General features: G+C 60.2%; 12 protein-coding genes and 7 pseudogenes. 9 read left to right on the top strand and 10 right to left on the bottom strand.

The window, feature by feature from the left end; all coding sequences use genetic code 11:
• Positions 1-184: hypothetical protein (locus tag BMY19_RS31155; RefSeq protein WP_210186941.1), on the top strand; the 184-nt coding region annotated here is incomplete at its 5' end.
• Here BMY19_RS31155 and BMY19_RS29710 read toward each other — a convergent pair.
• Positions 155-1,768 (bottom strand): ISL3 family transposase, encoded by a 1,614-nt coding sequence (locus tag BMY19_RS29710; protein ID WP_107351065.1) that lies wholly within the window; start codon positions 1,766-1,768, stop codon positions 155-157. The two genes, BMY19_RS31155 and BMY19_RS29710, sit on opposite strands and share 30 nt — an antisense overlap.
• Positions 1,769-1,807: 39 nt before the next feature.
• Positions 1,808-2,056 carry a hypothetical protein gene (locus BMY19_RS29705; RefSeq protein WP_244535077.1) on the bottom strand — a complete coding sequence of 83 codons (249 nt, stop codon included), beginning with the start codon at positions 2,054-2,056 and terminating at the stop codon, positions 1,808-1,810.
• Positions 2,057-2,298: 242 nt separating this feature from the next.
• On the opposite strand from BMY19_RS29705, the pseudogene BMY19_RS30390 reads away from it, so the two are divergent.
• Positions 2,299-2,379 (top strand): annotated as a pseudogene (locus BMY19_RS30390) (transposase); the annotation flags it as partial.
• A 15-nt stretch (positions 2,380-2,394) separates the two neighbouring features.
• Here BMY19_RS30390 and BMY19_RS29695 read toward each other — a convergent pair.
• Together BMY19_RS29695 and BMY19_RS29690 are read right to left on the bottom strand one after the other, a co-directional pair.
• Positions 2,395-3,267 (bottom strand): recombinase zinc beta ribbon domain-containing protein, encoded by an 873-nt coding sequence (locus BMY19_RS29695; protein ID WP_100253840.1) that lies wholly within the window; start codon positions 3,265-3,267, stop codon positions 2,395-2,397.
• Between the two features lie 3 nt (positions 3,268-3,270).
• Positions 3,271-4,062, bottom strand: coding sequence for a recombinase family protein (locus BMY19_RS29690; protein ID WP_100253839.1), 792 nt, complete (start codon positions 4,060-4,062; stop codon positions 3,271-3,273).
• Between the two features lie 338 nt (positions 4,063-4,400).
• On the opposite strand from BMY19_RS29690, the pseudogene BMY19_RS29685 reads away from it, so the two are divergent.
• The 4 genes and pseudogenes from BMY19_RS29685 to BMY19_RS29670 all read left to right on the top strand — a co-directional run.
• A pseudogene (locus BMY19_RS29685) lies at positions 4,401-4,538 on the top strand (IS256 family transposase); the annotation flags it as partial.
• Between the two features lie 154 nt (positions 4,539-4,692).
• Complete coding sequence (locus BMY19_RS29680; RefSeq protein WP_139215741.1) at positions 4,693-5,157, top strand: hypothetical protein; 465 nt, start codon at positions 4,693-4,695, stop codon at positions 5,155-5,157.
• A gap of 671 nt (positions 5,158-5,828) precedes the next feature.
• A complete protein-coding gene (locus BMY19_RS29675) occupies positions 5,829-7,802 on the top strand; it encodes a glycosyltransferase family 4 protein (protein WP_100253843.1) in 1,974 nt (657 codons plus the stop codon).
• Between the two features lie 9 nt (positions 7,803-7,811).
• On the top strand, positions 7,812-8,531 hold the full coding sequence (locus BMY19_RS29670; protein WP_100253837.1) for a glycosyltransferase family 2 protein: 720 nt from the start codon (positions 7,812-7,814) through the stop codon (positions 8,529-8,531).
• Positions 8,532-8,898: 367 nt separating this feature from the next.
• Here BMY19_RS29670 and BMY19_RS29665 read toward each other — a convergent pair.
• A pseudogene (locus tag BMY19_RS29665) lies at positions 8,899-9,174 on the bottom strand (transposase); the annotation flags it as partial.
• Positions 9,175-9,512: 338 nt separating this feature from the next.
• On the opposite strand from BMY19_RS29665, the pseudogene BMY19_RS31535 reads away from it, so the two are divergent.
• Positions 9,513-9,722, top strand: a pseudogene (locus BMY19_RS31535) (ISL3 family transposase); the annotation flags it as partial.
• A gap of 462 nt (positions 9,723-10,184) precedes the next feature.
• Here BMY19_RS31535 and BMY19_RS29660 read toward each other — a convergent pair.
• The 3 genes from BMY19_RS29660 to BMY19_RS29650 all read right to left on the bottom strand — a co-directional run bounded on the left by BMY19_RS29660 (position 10,185) and on the right by BMY19_RS29650 (position 14,124).
• Positions 10,185-11,180 carry a class I SAM-dependent methyltransferase gene (locus tag BMY19_RS29660; RefSeq protein ID WP_170863086.1) on the bottom strand — a complete coding sequence of 332 codons (996 nt, stop codon included), beginning with the start codon at positions 11,178-11,180 and terminating at the stop codon, positions 10,185-10,187.
• A gap of 344 nt (positions 11,181-11,524) precedes the next feature.
• A complete protein-coding gene (gene glmU / locus BMY19_RS29655) occupies positions 11,525-12,877 on the bottom strand; it encodes a bifunctional UDP-N-acetylglucosamine diphosphorylase/glucosamine-1-phosphate N-acetyltransferase GlmU (RefSeq protein WP_100253835.1) in 1,353 nt (450 codons plus the stop codon).
• A gap of 452 nt (positions 12,878-13,329) precedes the next feature.
• Complete coding sequence (locus BMY19_RS29650) at positions 13,330-14,124, bottom strand: ABC transporter permease (protein WP_100253834.1); 795 nt, start codon at positions 14,122-14,124, stop codon at positions 13,330-13,332.
• A gap of 105 nt (positions 14,125-14,229) precedes the next feature.
• Here BMY19_RS29650 and BMY19_RS29645 point away from each other — a divergent pair.
• Positions 14,230-14,955: pseudogene (locus BMY19_RS29645) on the top strand (transposase family protein); the annotation flags it as partial.
• 488 nt (positions 14,956-15,443) lie between these two features.
• On the opposite strand, the pseudogene BMY19_RS30385 reads toward BMY19_RS29645, so the two are convergent.
• Positions 15,444-15,602 (bottom strand): annotated as a pseudogene (locus BMY19_RS30385) (ISL3 family transposase); the annotation flags it as partial.
• Between the two features lie 22 nt (positions 15,603-15,624).
• Positions 15,625-16,110, bottom strand: a complete 486-nt coding sequence (locus tag BMY19_RS30695; RefSeq protein ID WP_139215740.1) for a hypothetical protein — start codon at positions 16,108-16,110, stop codon at positions 15,625-15,627.
• Between the two features lie 427 nt (positions 16,111-16,537).
• On the opposite strand from BMY19_RS30695, the pseudogene BMY19_RS29640 reads away from it, so the two are divergent.
• A pseudogene (locus BMY19_RS29640) lies at positions 16,538-17,741 on the top strand (IS256 family transposase); the annotation flags it as partial.

Below are 17,741 nucleotides of genomic sequence, written 5' to 3'. Positions count from 1 at the left end.
CTTGAACCGCTCCGAGAAGGCGTGGAAGATGGGGCCACGTGAATGGGTCATGGCCAAGGCGCAGTTTGCCGGCATCTTCGGCGAGCGCTTCACCCTGTCAGCGGGCGTTGAAAATACTGGTTCTTCCGCATTTCGTGTGGCGCGGAACGCGAGATCAGGTCGCGGTGAGGGCGCGCTGGCGTAACAGCGCGAAGCCCGCGCGGCCGAACATCGTGCGCTTGAGCATCTTCAGCCTGCCGATCTGACCCTCCACCGGACTCGTCGACCACGGCGTCGTGATCGCGCCGCGTAACGCGTCCCTGTCGCGCTCGAGACCGGCGGCGAACTTCGCCAACGGCGTCGCGGCGGCCGCCGCGAACCAAGCCTCCAGGCTCTCGCCCGAGCGCCGTCGCACGAGGTCGGCAAAGCGCGTCGCGACGGCCACGCTCCTCGCCAGATCGGGTGCCTCCACCCGCAGGCGATCGAGGAAGCGGCGGTCGTCCGCAACGAGTGCGCTCGGGTCTGCCTGCAGGAGCCACGCCGTCCGGTTGATCGACGGGGGGCGCCATCGCGGCGCGCTCGTCGAGGCCGGCGTGACGTCCATCACGTCCGTGCTCGCGCAACGCCGCTTCATCGCCCAATCCCGCACCACCCGCGGACGAATATCGGCGCCCGCGCGGATCAGCCCGCGGGCGAGTTCGGCGGCGTTGCGGCAGCCGGCCTGCCAGCGCGCCTTGAGATGATCGCGGTAGGGGTCGAGGATTGTCGGCACGGTGCGGCGTCGCTGCCAGGAGGGCGGCGCGTCCTGGCGCAGCCAGACCCGCACCGTCTTGCGATCGAGATCCAGAGCGCGAGCCATGCCGGCCACCGAAGCGCCGGCCTCGGACAGTTGCTTGAGCTCGGAGTACCGAGCCCAACGCCGCGCGTGCGTCGCCCGCTTGCGACCCTCGACCGCCGTCGGCGGCCGCGCGGCTTCCTTCGCAGCCTGCGCTGCCTCGACCTCGTGATCGATGAGCGCACGACCGACGGCGCGGATCACGCGATGATGATGAGCGACGATCGCGCGCAGGGCGACGCTGAGGTTACGCAGCAAGTGAAAACGATCGAGGACGTGCTGGGCCTGCGGCGCGCCCGCGTGGGCGCCCTCGGCGAAGACGTCGGCGCGGTCGCGAGCGATGACCTCGATGCCCGGATGGGCGCGCAGCCACGCGGCGACGCTCCCGGCGTCCCGGTCGGGCAGGAGATCGAGGACGGTGTGACGTTCGAGGTGGACGACCATGGTGCCGTAGCTGCGCCCGCGCCGCCAGGCCCACTCGTCGATGCCGACGATGCGGGGCTCGGGCTGTGTCGGCAGAGGCGCCGCACGCACGAGGCGCACGAGGGTATCGCCACTCACCGGCATTGCGAGACGCTGCGCCATACGGGCGGCGGGTGCACCACCGAGGGCGAGACCGAGATGACGCTGGAGCACGCGCAGCCGCTCGGATCGGCGGGCGTGAGCGACAGCGACGTCACCGACACTCTCGCTGAAGGTCCGCCGCGGACAGGCTGGGTTCGCACAGCGGAAGCGTCGCAGCCGGAGGCGCAGGCGGACGGACCGGCCCTGCCAGGGCAAATCGGCTAGGGTTCGCTCGCAGTGACCGTGCTTGCGGCCCGCGGACGATCGACAGGTGGGACAGCACGTTGGACCCGGACGGGGTACGACGCGCACGACGAGCGGGTCGGTCGCCGGCTCGACGCCGACGACGGTCAGGCCATCGGGCACGAGGGGCAGGATACGGCGGGGCATGGCGTCCTCCGGAAAGCTGATCTCCGGAGATGGGGCACGTCACGCCGGCCGGCACACTTCGCCACACGAAGTGCGGAAGAACCAGACTTCGGCGCCCTTTGACAAGACGACCATCGCGTTGCCGGTCGCCACGATTACCACCTCATCGTCAGCGCGTAGCGTGCGCGCAAAGCCCTCCAGACCGCTGCGGGTCATGTCGACCCGGCCGGCATGCCGGAGCCGGCCGTCCTCCCACACCACGACCTCGGCGAAGGTGCGGTGCAAGTCCATTCCGATCACGCGTCGCATGGCTGCTCCTCTCGTTGCCTCAGGAGGGGAGCGGCGGGCGACACGACACCTACGGATCCGCGCTCACGGCGCAACCGGGCGAGTCGCAGAGGCGGCCAGCTACAAACACGAACTCGCAGCTCATCCTATACATCGGCCTGCCCGCACCTTCGTGCTCCCGGTGCCTCTGTCCCGGATGGTCGCACCATACGCCAGGACCTGCGTCCCGGCCGAACCGCGGCACCGCCATCTTCATACCGGTTACGAACCCGCTGGAACGCCTCAACGGCGAGATCAAGCGCCGGACCGAGGTGGTCGGCATCTTCCCCAACGAGGCGGCCATAGTCCCTCCCACAACGTTACCGAACTTGAGCCGGCTGGCGACCGATGCCGCGGGGATCTGAGGGCGGAGCACCGTCATCGGAGCGGTTTGGGCCGCCTGGGATGCGGAACACCACCTGGACCTGCCCGTGATCGACCTCGATCCGCCGCACGAGGGCACGGATGATCTCGCGACGGCCCGCCCAGTTGAGGGTATCCAGCCCGGCACGGACCCGATCGGCGAACGCCTCCAAGCGCCCGATTACCAATTTTAAGTTGCGCTCGGCCTCATGTGCCGAGAGCGCTGCAGCCCGCTCCGTGCACAGCCGTTCCAGACGCTGCTTCAGCCGCGTCAGGCGCGGCTTGAACTCGTCAGCGTCGATCACGTCCTCGGCGTAGCCGTTGATCAGCCGGTCCATCCCGCGGCGCAGGCGCGTCATCTGCCGCTCCAAGCCATCGACGTCTTGATGCACGTGACCGTCTCGGGCTGCCGCCGCGCGCCGCTCGTGCTCGGCCGCCACCCTCTGCGGGTCGGCCAGCACCGCCTTGACTTGATGCCACAGCGCCTCTTCCAGCTTGTCGCTTCGCACCGAGCGATTGTGACAGATGGCTTGGCCACCGAACCGATGCGCGTCCGTGCCTGTGCAGCGATAGTAGCCGTAGTCGGCCGGCCTTTGTCCTCCGACGAGGCCGCGCGCCATCTTGCCATAGAATGCGTAACCGCACTGCCGACATAACACGACGCCTTGCAACAGCCATCCTGGTCGACGGCGGCCCTCGCGCTTGCGCTGTCGGTTCTCATCCAGCTGTTCCTGGGCCGCCGCAAACAGGTCAGGGTCGATAATCGCAGGCACTGGAATGGCGATCCACTCCTCCGGCGGCACCGGTGATGCGGTGCTGGTACGACGCATCGTCTAGGACTGCCCACGGATCGGACGCAGTCGCACTGACGTGGGCGCGATCGCGCGGGTACGACCATACATGGCTGTTCCCTGGTAGGTCGGATTGCGGAGCATGCTGCACAGCGTCGTGGTGCCCCAGTCCGCCTTCCCCGTGCGGGTCGGGTAGCCCTGAGCCTCCAGTCGACGACACGCCGCGCGCAGGCTGATCCGCTCGACGCCAATCCAAGAAAAGACCTGTCGAACCGCGCGTGCCTCGTCCTCCACGATCTCGATCCGCGCCGCACCGCCTGTGGCGTGCCGGCCGATGTAGCGATAGCCGTAGGGAGCATGAGCAAGGGCACTCACAGCTCCCGACAAAGCTGAGTGACGGCGTCCGCGCCGGCATCTCTCCAGGATCCGGGCGCGTTCATACTCGGCGATGACGCCCTGAACCTGCAGCAGGAGGTCGTCCTCGGCCAAGCCGCCAAGAGCGCGGTTGAGGAGCACGATCTCGACGCCGACACGGCGAAAGTCGTCGACGAGCAGCACTTGATAAGCGTAGCGCCGCGCCAGCTGATCGGGAGCATGAACGTAGAGGCGCTCCACCTCACCTGCGGCCACAGCATCGCGCAGCCGCTCCAGAGCTGGCCGTGCGAGCGTCGCGCCGCTCACCCCCTCGTCGACGTTAACGTGCTCCGCGCTGATCTGGATGGCATCGACAGCGGCACGCTCCTGCAGCGCGGCGAGTTGACTGGCCACCGTGTTGTCTTGCACCTGCCCGTTGCTCGAAACCCGCGCGTACAGGGCGGCTACGATCTTAGCCATGGTCAGTCCTCCTGCGCATCAGAGGTGTGGCCGGAACTTGGCTTGGGATCGCGGCGATGACCATCGGCCGGATCGAGCGGCGCGGGATCGGAACCAGACGTTCGTAGGCGTCGGCCAAGCACTGCGACGCGATTCGGCAGACCTCGAAGGAGACCTGCAGCCGAAGTTCGGGAGGCGTGCTGCGTCGAGCCATGGACGCGCTCCTCAGATGGCGCGGCTGAGCTGCGAGGCAGATGGGTCAGCACGCCAGCGCGAAACCCCTCCCCATACTGCGCTCGCAGCGCACCGCGATCCAGGGAAGTGCTCCAAACAAAATTGGCAACGTTGTGGGAGGGACTATCACGCGCCTTGTGGGCGCGATCCTGCTGGAACAGAACGACGAGTGGGCCGTCCAGCGCTCGCGCTACATCACCCTGGAAAGCATCGCCCCGATCGGCGATGATCCCCTCGTCAGCCTGCCCACCCTGGCAGCCTGATCCTCCCGGCCCAAGCCGGTGATCGTGGTGGTTCTCAGCAAGTTACACCACGCCAGGGGACACGACCCTGAGCGGCGCCAGTCCATTCGGCTCCATCCTCAAAACCGCCGGTGCCTGAACCCCGCCATCACAGGCCTGGGTGATTACCCGCACCGTGCCGACGATCCTCGACCCCTACCGCGATCATCTCGAGGCGCGCTGGCAGGCCGGCTGCCGCAACGCCGCCGAACTCGCCCGCGGGCTGATCCGCGCGGGGGCCGACATCCATCCGCGGGTGGTGCGGGATTGGGCGATGAAGCGGCGTCGCGCGAGAACGGACGTAGTGGACGTCACGCCGGGCTCGATGAGCGCGCCGCGATGGCGGCCCCCGTCGATCGACCGGACGGCGTGGCTTCTGCAGGCGGACCCAAGCAAAATCGTTGCGGACGATCACGGCTTCCTCGATCGCCTGCGGGTGGAGGCACCCGATCAAGCGAAGAGCGTGGCCGTCGCGACGCTCTTCGCCGACGAAGTTCGCCGCCGGTTTCGAGCGCGACAGGGACGGGTTACGCGGTGCGATCACGACGCCCTCGTCGACGAGTCCGGTGGAGGGGCAGATCGGCAGGCAGAAGATGCTTAAGCGCACGATGTTCGGCCGCGCGGGCTTTGCGCTATTGCGCCAGCGCGCCCTCACCGCGACCTGACTTGGTGTTCCGCGCCACACGAAATGCGGAAGAACCACGCTCGGCGTTGGCAGCCACTGCCCGCACGGATCATCTTACAGATTTCGCGCGGCACACCACTCTAGACAGAGCTGGATTCTAGTGTGCGGACGGCGTAATTCATGATCAACTATCATTACGCCGTAAAACGCTGTAAATTACTAGCAGCAAGCTCAAAAAGAATCTCATTGTATGCCTACTTTATAGCAAATAATAACAGCGAACACAGAAACTATCCGAGTTGCATACATATATTTTACGCACAAAACGAATTTATTTGCCGATCTATATTCTGAAAAAATCCCATTTCACTTGGGTTGCTATTTATATTTGAAGCAAATTGCTAGCTGCGCCAAAAATACATCTTCATCGACGAACATTTCATATCGTCATTGTTGTACGCAACGCCAAGCTTGATGGACCTGTTGCAGGGGGGCTACAAGCCTCTTTGACAACCTCTCCATCTGCTTATGCGTCGGAACCAAAATCCCCCAGCGGGCACACCGCAAGCAATCAACGAGACAATCTAGCTTACACGCCTCAAACACCAAAATCGCTGCAAAGGAGACGTGTCATTCGCATATGTCTCATGTCCAAATCGAATGGAATGGAGGACGCCTTGTTCGGGCGATTACTCAAATCGTTGTATTGGGTTAAAGATAAAATATCAGTAAAAAAGAGGGGCTACAGCAAGCATCAACGCAGTGTGATCTCTAGATCCCCACTATTCGATAGAAATTTCTACAAATTGTCTGCAAGTGCGATTGGAATTAGCATCAAGAAGATCGATCCGGTAGTTCATTATCTTAGAGTTGGCGACCGGTTGGGTATAAAACCTCATCCGCTTTTCGACCCAATTTACTACCACGACCGATACAAAGACGTAGGCATGAGTGGGATGTCTGCGCTGTACCATTATATTCAATATGGATCAGCTGAATTACGCGACCCTCATCCACTTTTTGTATCCAAGTATGTCGCAACGCAGATAGACGCAAGCGCAGTCGATCCTTTGACAACATATATCGGGTTGCCGGCCGGAACAGTGGATACACATCCCGACATTGACGAAAAATACCTCGTAAAGAATCTGAAAGCCGCCGACCTTCTTAAGTCTAATGCATTGACAGATTTATTGTCGGACAGATTGTACATAGTGAATCCTTCTCCGAAGTTTAACACAAAGCACTACGCAGACGCGCATCCTGGCATTTGCAATATTCATCCCTTTGAGCATTTTGTTCGGTTCGGTCGCGGAAGAGACACAAACAGCGCGTCCGTCGGAGACATTCTGGGCGGCGTAATGTCTCAATTAGATGCGACGGCTCTATTAGAACCGGATCTATTGCCGCCCTTCACCGATGTTGCAAGCTTGAAAGCCGTTCGATCAATTGATGCGGCCCAAGATGTTGCTTCGCTACTAAAGGTACTAAATAAGATATCAAGCAATAATCGCTTTGGTCATATCTTCTTCGTACCCCATCTTTCATTTGGCGGGGCAGAAAGAGTTCTTTCCAATGTCGTAAAAGCACTTATAAACGATTGCGGTGCTCGTGTTCTTGTGTTGATTACCGACGGCGAAAATGATGAGGCGATAGATTGGCTGCCTGGAACCTCAAGCTTAAGAGTTGTCAATATATACGCTTTTACAAAAAATATCAGCCAGTTTGATGTTCTGCAATGTCTCGCTTTATTCGTTCAAGCCTGCCAGCTCGATAGTATATTTATTCTTAATTCAAAGATCGGCTGGGATCTAACAGAACGTTATGGTGAAGCACTTTCAAAGGAGACGGCAATTTATGGTTTTGCATTCTGTTATGATTATGATGTCTATGGTCGTCGCTACGGTTACGCTTGGACGCATGTACGTCAATGCATCTCATACATGAAAGCTGTGTTGACTGATAACAAAGCGATGATCAGCGTTTTTAAAGAGGATCTTCGTCTTTCGATAGATGAAGTTTCTAAGTTTCAAACGATCCGACAACCGATTGAGCTCCGTTATGACACGCTTCCGCAAGTAAGCTCGCCTGAAACAAAAGAGCAGAGTATTACCGCGGGGAATGTTTTATGGGCAGGAAGATTTCACAAGCAGAAAAATATCAGATGCGCGTTACTAACGGCGCGGATCTTGCCCGAGGTAACTTTCATATTTGCTGGCGGTTGGTCTGATGAAGTTGAAGAAATCGAGTTTATCATTCCAAAAAATGTAATATTCCTGGGAAAGTATAAGGATTTTAATGAAATAATGAAGAACGGTATTGATATTTTTTTGCACACTGCCGATTGGGATGGTTTGCCGAACGTGGTTCTTGAGGCCGCATCGCGTGGCCTAGCAATCGTCGCACGTGATGTCGGCGGTGTCTCTGACCTCGTCGACGCTGAGTCTGGTTGGTTGTTACCTCAGGATGCCAATGAGCAAGATTTCGCGGCTGCAATACTTGAAGCGCTAGCGGATTCGGAATTGCGCTCAAACAGGGTGAAGGTTATGGAGTCAAGATTGTTGGAATTGCATACCTGGGAAAAGTTCCGCGCGCAAATTGGCATGCTAATATTTAAATAGGAGCCGGCTATGAATAAAATTGATATTAGCATAATAATGAATTTACATAAAGAAGGCAGAATTGCACAATCGGCGTATCAAAGCGTAAGGCGCGCAATAGATTATGCGGCGCAGCACGGGATATATTCCGAGTTACTCTGTGTTCTTGACAGGTCTGACGATGAAACCAGAGCAATTTCCGATAATTTTAAGGGTAAGAAATACCACGCCGATTTCGGTGATTTGTCTAAATCGCGGAATCTCGGAATTGCTAATGCCGGGGGATTGTATAGCACCTTTATTGATGCTGACGATCTATGGGGACATGAGTGGATTACGGCATGTTTCAATGAGGCCAAAGATATGAATATGGAAAAAACCATAATCCATCCCGAAATTAATTTATACTTCGGCAGAAATGTGACTCCCTATTTTTGGGTACATCCCGATATGCGATATGAGAGAATTGACAAATTCGATATTATGGCGGCAAACAGGTGGACGTCATTGAGTTTTGCTAGAACCGATTTATATAAGAACTTTCCTTATAGGAAAAATGACTTGGAGAATGGTTTTGGATACGAAGACTGGCTGTGGAATATTATAACTATTGAGAACAGGGTTATGCATATTTGTGCGGAGAACACAATTCACTTCGTTCGCAAAAAGCCTTTTGGAAGTTTGATGGCAGAATCGAACAGAAGGTTTGTGATCCCAAAGATTCCAAAAGGCTTGAATCTGTTTGATTGAAATTGCATCTAATTCAGCTTTGATTAGAATCTACGTTGTAACTGGCGTCGTAGAATGCACCTTTTTTGACGACCCACTCCTAACTTATAGAGTCGCTACGAGAAACGTAATGGTGAGAATGCTAGCTTGCCTCCGGGAACCTGGATGTTTGGTTCGCGGCGGTAGCCGCGACGTCGCTGGCGAAGTTCGCCGACGGCGTCGGGCGCGACAGGAACATGTGACGTGGCGCAATCATGACGCCGTGGTCGACGAGCCCGGTGATGGGACGGATCAGTCGGCTGAAGAGGAATTTCCCAGAGTAAATCCGGCCGCTGTGGCTCGCCTCGAGCTGCCCTTCACATCTTGCAGAGTTTAGAGCTGTTCCCAGTCAGGTAGCAGCGGCCAAGTCGTTCTCGTAGCCGGCTGCGGGGATGTAGTTGCGGCATTCCTGAGGAGTGAAGCGCGTGAAGGCTTGGCGGATCGCCGCCCAGAGATCCGGGATCGTGCGGGCTGCCGCGCTGCTTAGCAGAACCTTCAGCTTCGCGAAGGCCTGCTCGATCGGGTTGAAATCAGGGCTGTAGGATGGGAGGTAGAGCAGCCGCGCTCCTGCGACCTCGATCGCATCCTGCACGCCGGCGACCTTGTGGGCTGGCAGGTTGTCCATTGGGCGAACAGGCGGCGGGCGCCACTGCGCAGCACCTCGGTCAGGGGATCGTCGATGTCTTCAGGATGACGAAGTCGAACGACGTTGGTAGGTGTCTCCATGGCGTATCGCTCTCGCTGAGAGGTTCTGTCAGGCTCGACACCCGCCTCGATACGCCGCCTTCAACACACCGTCGTTACCCAGTCTCCCGCATAGCTTTCTTCATCTCGGCTCTCCGCGGATCGTCCGTCCGCTGAAGAGCCTGATCTTCGTTCCTGATCATCTCGACCTCCTCGCTCATCGAGGGGTCAGGTCATCGGTTTGCAGTGTCGCCTGACAAGCGGCGCACGGTGCCGGCGCGGCGCGCTGCCCACAAGTGGCTGTGGCGAACTGGAGCGACGAGCGCGGAGGCTCCCAGAGCAGAACCGATCGCTTCTCCGAAGCAACTGGCCTGGACCCTGGTTCAGTCGATCAAGACGTTGCCGCCCCGTGCCGCAGCCGACCTCGCGCGCATCCGGCAGGACACCGAGGTAGCACCCGTCGTCGACCTGGCGCGGCGGTTCACAATCTCGATGGTACAGCCCGGCAGGGATGAGGACAGGATCATCCGCCTGGTGAACTAGCCCGTGCCATCCTTGTCACCGCGACCGTTCCACGCAAAGTGCCGGAGAACCGTGAAGCCGAGGGAGGATCAACCGTGGTCAATGAGCCTGGTCGAGGACAGATCAGCCGCCTCAAGTTGTTGGAGCGGCCGATGTATGGCCGTGCGAAGCTTGACCAACTCCGTGACCGAGTCATCTAGGCACGAACTCATATGCTACAGAAGTATTGAAGAAATCAGTTCCTAATACCGCTTAATAGCAGATAACACAGATAGACGTCGTCGGACGCTGCAAGCGGCCGAGCGCCGCAGTCACGACCTGTCGTGATCTCGCCAACGCTGCGGCGACAGTCACGCAGTCATTACCCTGACTGACGGCCGTCATCACTAGGTAGAGCAGGCATATGCCGCAATTCGATCGATAGGTATTCTACGATGCCCGGCCAGAAAAAAGAATGCGAAGAGCATGCAAAGGACGGCTTCTCCAGCTCAAGCGCCTCCGAGGAGTTTGCCCATCGATCATTGGGTCCAACCTTGGAACGGTGCTCGCTAATTGGCTCGGGTCAGAACCTACCATTTTTCGAAGAACGACAAAAAATTCGGCCTCCCGCTCACGCGTAGCTTCAATCGCATCGACAGAAACGGGTATTATTGCGAGAGATATAAGTTCTCGCAGTATCATGCTCAAACTGTATGGGGTAAATATTGAGCAGTGACAATCAAAATATGTACTATTATGTGTGACATCAATCTCTAATCGGACCGCTTCCTTCAGTTTATTTATGTCAACAGCAACAGTCTTGTCGAATTTTCCCTCCCAAATATCCCTAACCTCTTCAGGCGAGCAGGACTCACTTCGCGAGTAGTATTCAAAGACCTGAGATGGTGTTGGAAATTTTGCCTTTGAATGATAGTTTGCGATTAATTCTCCAGTAGTTGTATCTGCCCGATATCTATCAAAAGTGAAGCGGCGGTCAGGTAGCGCCAGAAATATGATCCCATCGTCATTCAGAATATCCAAGCAATCGATAATCCAGCCGATTGGATCTGCAATATGTTCAAGCACATGTGAAGCAATTATATAGTCGAATTTCTCCGTAGAGCCAAGTGCATTGGCCAGAGTTCCGGTTCCAGTCACGACGCTTACGGGAACGAGATCTTTGAAGTTGTTATAGTTTACACTCAAATCTTCTGCATACTTTAAACGCAACCCTTCCGTGGATAAATGATCAGCGTAACGCACATCGCCGTCGATTTCTCTCACTATTGGTCTATTTAGAGCCCCGACCTCTATTCCACGCTTACCATCCGGACGAACTAGACCGAAAATCCGACTCCTTCGGTCGACCAAGAATGTGGCTTTGACGCCCGCATCTGGCCAGATACTTTTAATCAACATTGATTTTACAAGGCTGATTCGTTTCATCGCCGATCCGAAAACCATAGATTTTTACATAAACCTCTCAATCTGTCGGGGCACAGGTTCGCGAACGACAAAAATCTAAATAGACGCTCTGCACTGTACGCCGTTATTGATTGTCGTCCAATACCAATTTAGGGTTTAATTTTAGCAAGATATACTTTAAGAACCGGAGAGGCTGCACAAAAACTGACTGGGCGAAGCATCCACGCGGTCAACAGTAGCCGAACGCGCGACGATAGTGAAAACCGTTGGAGTTACCTTGTCGAATGGCAAGCCGGTACAGACGGCTCTTGGTAGGGGCAACATAAAGACACGCAATGTGCGGCAGATCCGGGAACCAGAGAGGATTAGTCTTTGAGCACCGCGCGCTTCTCCTTGACCCAGCCCGGCTTCACCGCCTGCCGGCCCCGGGCCACCGCCATGGCGTCGGCCGGCACGTCGTCGGTGATCACCGAGCCGGAGGCGACGTAGGCCCCCTCCCCCACCGAGACGGGGGCGACCAGGGCCGAGTTCGAGCCGATGAACGCGCCCGCGCCGATCGTGGTCCGGTGCTTGAGCACGCCGTCGTAATTGCAGGTGATCGTGCCGGCGCCGATATTGGCCTTGGCGCCGACCTCGGCGTCGCCGAGATAGGTGAGGTGCGCGGCCTTGGCGCCGGCCCCCATCCGGGCGTTCTTCAGCTCGACGAAATTGCCGAGTTCCGCGCCGGCCTTCAGAACGGCGTGGCCGCGCAGCCGCACGAACGGCCCGATCTTCACGCCCGCCTCCAGGCTGCTCTCGGTGAGATGCGCGAAGGCCCGCACGGTGCAGCCCTCCGCGACCCGCACGCCGGGGCCGAACACCACGTTGGGCTCCACGATCACGTCGCGCCCCAGCACCGTGTCGTGGCTGAGGAACACCGTCTCGGGGGCGATCAGCGTGGCGCCGCCCAGCATCGCGCTGCGGCGCAGCTGCGCCTGGATCGCGGCCTCCGCGACGCTGAGCTGCACCCGGTCGTTGACGCCCTGCGCCTCGGCCTCGTCCACCGGCACGACCGTGACGGGCAGCCCGTCGGCCACCGCCAGCGCCACCGCGTCGGGCAGGTAGTACTCGCCGGCGGCGTTGTCGTTGCCGATGCGGGTGAGCAGGGCCAGGGCGTGCCGTCCGGCGAGCGCCATCAGCCCGGCATTGCACAGGGTCACGGCCCGCTCGGCCGCGCTCGCGTCCTTCTCCTCGCGGATGGCGAGCACGCGGTCGCCCTCGGTCAGCACCCGCCCGTAGCCGGAGGGTGTCGCCGTCTCGAAGGCCAGCACGGCCACCGCGGCGCCGTCGGCCAGGGGCGCGCGGAGACGCAGGAAGGTGTCGGCTGAGACGAGCGGCGTGTCGCCGAAGGCGATCACCACGTCGTCGTCGGGGTCGGCCAGGATCTCCCGGGCGGCGAGCACCGCGTGGGCGGTTCCGAGGCGCTCGGCCTGCGGGAAGACCCGGGCTCCGGGGGCGGCCCGCGCGATCTCGGCGGCGACGTCGTCGCGGCCGGGCTCGGCCACCACGGCGATCCGGCCCGCGCCCGCCGCCTGGACGGCGGCCAGGACGTGGCCGAGCATGCTGCGCCCGGCGATCCGGTGCAGCACCTTCGGCAGGTCCGAGCGCATCCGCGTGCCCTTCCCGGCCGCGACCACGATGGCGGTGAGGCTGCGCGAGGGCGTTCCGGTCGGGGTCATCGCGGGTCCAGGCATCGATCGAGGGCCAAGACGGATGGGCCGGACGGGCGCCCGGCGCAACCCGTCAATTGCTTTATTCGCAAGTCGCACTGGTAGCCGCGCCTCATATCTCAGCGTGATCCTGCTAGTTGACAAACCTGCGAAATACGCGATGCGACCCTTCGACCTGAGTCTGCCTCAGAAATGAGGAGGAACCACAAGGCTGGAGCAGACTCAGCAGCTGTTTTTTCACTTTGCCTATGTGAGTCTCAATAAGCGGCTTCAGAACGACTCATCGCACGATACCCAGCATCGGGTCAGATTTGATTTGGCGCCGAATACGCCAGTCGTGCTGAAAGCACCTAGCAAAACGGAAATTCGTACACCTGATTAAGCTGAGCGATATCGCGCCGTGAATGATAAAAAACGTACGCATATCGGTCTCATATATAGTCATCTTCAGCGAATGGGCATCACGAATTTATCTTGCTTACCACATGTTTGACAATAAATAGTCCGATGGCAGCAGATGTCAGGCCGAACATAATAACATATAAATAGTCGACCTGGATTCCGGCATAAGGATAATATGCGGATCTAACCCATTCAGCAAGCTGAAGAGCTGGGTTGAATTTCATCCAATAATAGATCTTATCGGGCATATAACTTGGCAAAAACATTACCCCGCTCGAGACGTATAAGATAATACTAAATAAGGCGTAGCCAATGAGCCAGCCTGGAAAGAATCCAATTATCGCAACGTTAATCGTTCCGATGCCGATGCCCAAAATAATTGCTGCCACATAGCCGCACATTGCGGTGAAAGGCTGAGATGGGATCGGATCCGAGCCTATAATTATTAAAGTAGAACAGACGACAATCATGGCAAGAAAGCCGGTCACGATTTCAACAAGGATTCTTGCTAATATTACGTCGAATAATTTTACTTGGGGATAATAGGTTAATGGGCGATTCATAATAACCGCCTTCATAACTTCCCGAGATATATATTGGAATACCAAAACCGGAACTGCGCCAGTAGCGAAGAATAGAGCTCGATTATCACCCAAAGGCGCGGCTAATTTTTGAAAAGTATATATTGCGATTAGCATGAATACGTGCACGCAGGGCCAGAGCACGACGACACCGTAGCCCCAAAGGGACGCCCCAAACCGCGTGCGCATATCGCGCAGCATCAGCGCATGCAGCACATGCAGGTAGGACTCTATCGGGTCCTTCTGCGATTCGGCTTTCGGCAGTGTGGGCATCAAACAGACCTCGACGTTCCGGCATCCGTCATAGCGAGAATATGGGCTAAAGTGCGTTGTGATGGCTCAGTGAGGCGGAGGCGAGGTGTCTGGCTGCCGCCGAAGATGATCCTGTCCTCATCCCTGCCGGGCTGCACCATCGAGCGCGTCATCCGGAGCGACGATCGTCTTGTCGTCTTCGCCCGTGCGCGGCGTGGGCATGGGCGTTGCCCAACCTGTGGCACGACCAGTTCTGCCGTTCGCAGCCGCTATGAACGCCGTCCGGCCGATCTGCCGAGCATCGGTCAGCCCATGACGCTGCGTCTGCGCGTCCGACGCTTCTACTGCCATGATCGTGCCTGCCGCCGTCACACCTTCGCTGAGCCACTCCCCCAACTAACGCCGCCGCGAGCACGCCGGACGCGCCGCTTCGCACAGGCCCAAACCCGCATCGGGCTTGCGGCGGGCGGCGAAGCCGGTACGCGCCTGATCGGCCATCTGGGGATGCAGACCAGCCTGTATACGATCCTGCGTCTCGTGCGCCACCTGCCGCTGCCGAGCGTGGATCGGCCGCGAGCCGTGGGCATCGACGATTGGGACGTTGCTGCACCGTGCCGCAACCGACCTCGCGCGCATCCGGCAGGACGCCGAGGCAGCACGCGTCGCCGACCTGGCGCGGCGGTTCACGATGTTGGTGCGTGCCTGCGGCCTGGATCGCGGCCGATCGGTGCATCCGGCCGCCGAGCTCGACAGATGGCTCTCAGAGACGCGCACCTGCGGCGTCGCGGCATTGGAGACCTTCGCGGCTTGGCGCAGGTCGGGCCGGCGGTTCGGGCGGCGCTGACGACGCCTTAAAGCAACGTGTCAACGCGCAGGCCGAAGGGCAGATCAGTCGGCTGAAGATGCTTGTCTTATGATCTTTGGGCCCAGCTCGGCCAGACTGGATCGTCACCGGCGCGTTTGCATCGCGCCGGCGGCGGGAGGGGATGGGTCGAGAAGATGCGGGCCGTAGTGGGCCGCGTTTGAGTGTGACCACCCCTCTCTTTTCCTCGTGGCCTGAACGGATACCCGGGCGTTGCGGCCCGGATGACAAGCCAAGGACGCGGAAAAGATGGAGCATTCTACGCCCCTCACGGTCGGTGTCGACTTCGGCAAGGATCATCTCGACATCTGCCTCCATCCTGGTGGGATGGAGCGGCGCTTCACCAACGATGCCAAGGGTCACCGAACGCTGATCGCGTGGCTGGTATCAAGCGACATCCGGAACTGGCTCTTCCGCAGGTTCGGTGCTGACGGTGGGAGGCGCTCGGTCTGGTTTGTCGGGCGGTTTCTGCTCCGCCTCACGCGGCGTGAAGGACGCGCTGCCGGAGCAGGTCGAGGCCGGCGCGGCCGTACATGGAGCGCTTGATCAGCTTCAGGCGGTTCACCTGCCCCTCGACCGCCCCGTTGCTCCACGGCTCGCCGATGGCCGCGTGGACAGCGGCCTCGTCCTGCCGCAGCCCGGCGACGAAGCCGCCGAGTTCACTCGCGGCGGCCGCCTACAGCCACGGCTTCAATGCGGCCGGATCGCGGGCGCGCAGGATTGCCCCGAAGCCGCGTACCTGCTCGGCCGCGGCCTGCAGCCTGGGCGCAAGACCACACAGCGCTGCGATAGCGGCGATCCGCGGGCGGAAGGCTGGCCGGATCGCTTATCAGGCACCGCGCGATTCGGCGTGTCGACGGGATGCGGGCCGAGGGCGGTCGGGTTGGAAGGTCCCGGCGCCGTCGCTTCGCCCAGCGCTGGACGATCTCGTAGCTGCCCTCGAAGCCGATGGCGCGAAGCTCGCGATACAAGCTCGCCGCGTTGTGCTGACCGTCCTGCCAGCGCGCCTCGACAAAGCGCAGATAAGCATCGAGCCGGCTTGGGGCCGGTGCCCGGCGATAGGGCACAAACGCCCCCACGCGCAGCCAGCGTCGTACGCTGTTGCGGGCGGCGCCGAGCGTGCGCGCGATCGTCTTGATCGCCACGCCCTCACCGTGCAGGCGTAGCGCCGCCTCGCAGCGCTGTCGTCGCCGGCCGCCCCCGTGCCCATTATCCTGCTCCGGAGGCAGGTCAGCAGGAGCGAGCGCGACCATGGCGGCTGGAGCGTCTTGGAACGCTGCCTGGCGGGCAGCCTCCCGGGTTTCTGCCTGATGCCGCTCGATGCGTGAACGCAGCGCCTCGGGAGCGTTGACGAGAAGGTGCCAGCAGTCCGCGACCTGGATCGCCTGCGGAGCGCCGAGCCGCGCAGCCTCGGCTTACGGCCCCGCTCGATCCCGGCTGACGACGGCGATGCCGGGATGCGCAGCAAGCCAATCCCGCACGGGCTCGCAGGCGCGGCCGGGCAGGAGATCAAGGGGGACTGTCAGGAATTTCGTGTGCGGGCGGCCATAGTGGACCCGAAGGAGGTTCCCGATGGCACGACGCAAAGCACCCCGCCTCCCTGACGCGATCCTGGACCAGCTCCTGGCCGGGGCCGATCCGAAGACAGCCTTCGAGGCCGATGGCCTGCTGGACGAGCTGAAGAAGGCCCTGGCCGAGCGGGCGCTCAACGCAGAGATGGACCACCATCTGGCGGGCGAGGACGCCGGCAACACGCGCAACGGCTATGGCCGCAAGACGGTCACGACCGAGACGGGCCCGATCGAGCTTTCGATCCCGCGCGACCGGCAGGCGACGTTCGACCCGCAGCTGATCGCCCGCTATCAGCGCCGCTTTCCCGGCTTCGACGACAAGATCGTGTCGATGTACGCGCGTGGCATGAGCACCCGGGAGATCGGCGCGCACCTGCGCGAGCTCTACGGCATCGAGGTCTCGCCCGACCTGATCAGCGCGGTGACCGACGCGGTGCTGGAGGAGGTCGCCGCCTGGCAGGCCCGGCCGCTCGAGCCGGTCTACCCGATCGTGTTCTTCGACGCCCTGCGGATCAAGGTGCGCGACGAGGGCGTGGTCCGCAACTAGGCCGTCCACATCGCGCTGGGCGTGCGCGCCGACGGCGCCAAGGAGATCCTCGGCCTGTGGCTGGAGCAGAACGAGGGCGCCAAGTTCTGGCTGCGGGTCATGAACGAGCTCAGGAACCGCGGCGTCGAGGATGTGCTGCTTGCCGTGGTCGATGGCCTGAAGGGCTTCCCCGACGCGATCCGGGCGGTGTTCCCCGAGGCGCTGGTCCAAACCTGCATCGTCCACCTGCTACGCCACAGCCTCGACTTCGTGTCCTACAAGGACCGCAAGCTCGTGGCGGGTGCGCTGAAGGACATCTACCGCGCGCTCGATGCCGCGGCTGGCGAGGCGGCGTTGGCGGCCTTCGAGATGAGCGAATGGGGTCGGCGCTATCCGGCCATCGCTCAGAGCTGGCGACGGGCCTGGGGCGAGGTGATCCCGTTCTATGCCTTCCCCAGCGAGGTTCGCCGGATCCTGTACACCACGAACGCCATTGAGGCCCTGAACGCCACGCTGCGCCGGGCCGTGCGCGCCCGCGGGCACTTCCCGACCGATGAGGCCGCGCTGAAGCTGCTCTACCTGGTCTTGAACCGCTCCGAGAAGGCGTGGAAGATGGGGCCACGTGAATGGGTCATGGCCAAGGCGCAGTTTGCCGGCATCTTCGGCGAGCGCTTCACCC

Origin of the sequence: Methylobacterium sp. UNC300MFChir4.1 (genome assembly GCF_900110155.1) — a bacterium.
Taxonomy (GTDB): domain Bacteria; phylum Pseudomonadota; class Alphaproteobacteria; order Rhizobiales; family Beijerinckiaceae; genus Methylobacterium.
The sequence above is the reverse complement of the archived record's forward strand: the minus strand, read 5'-3'. Positions and strand labels throughout refer to the sequence as shown.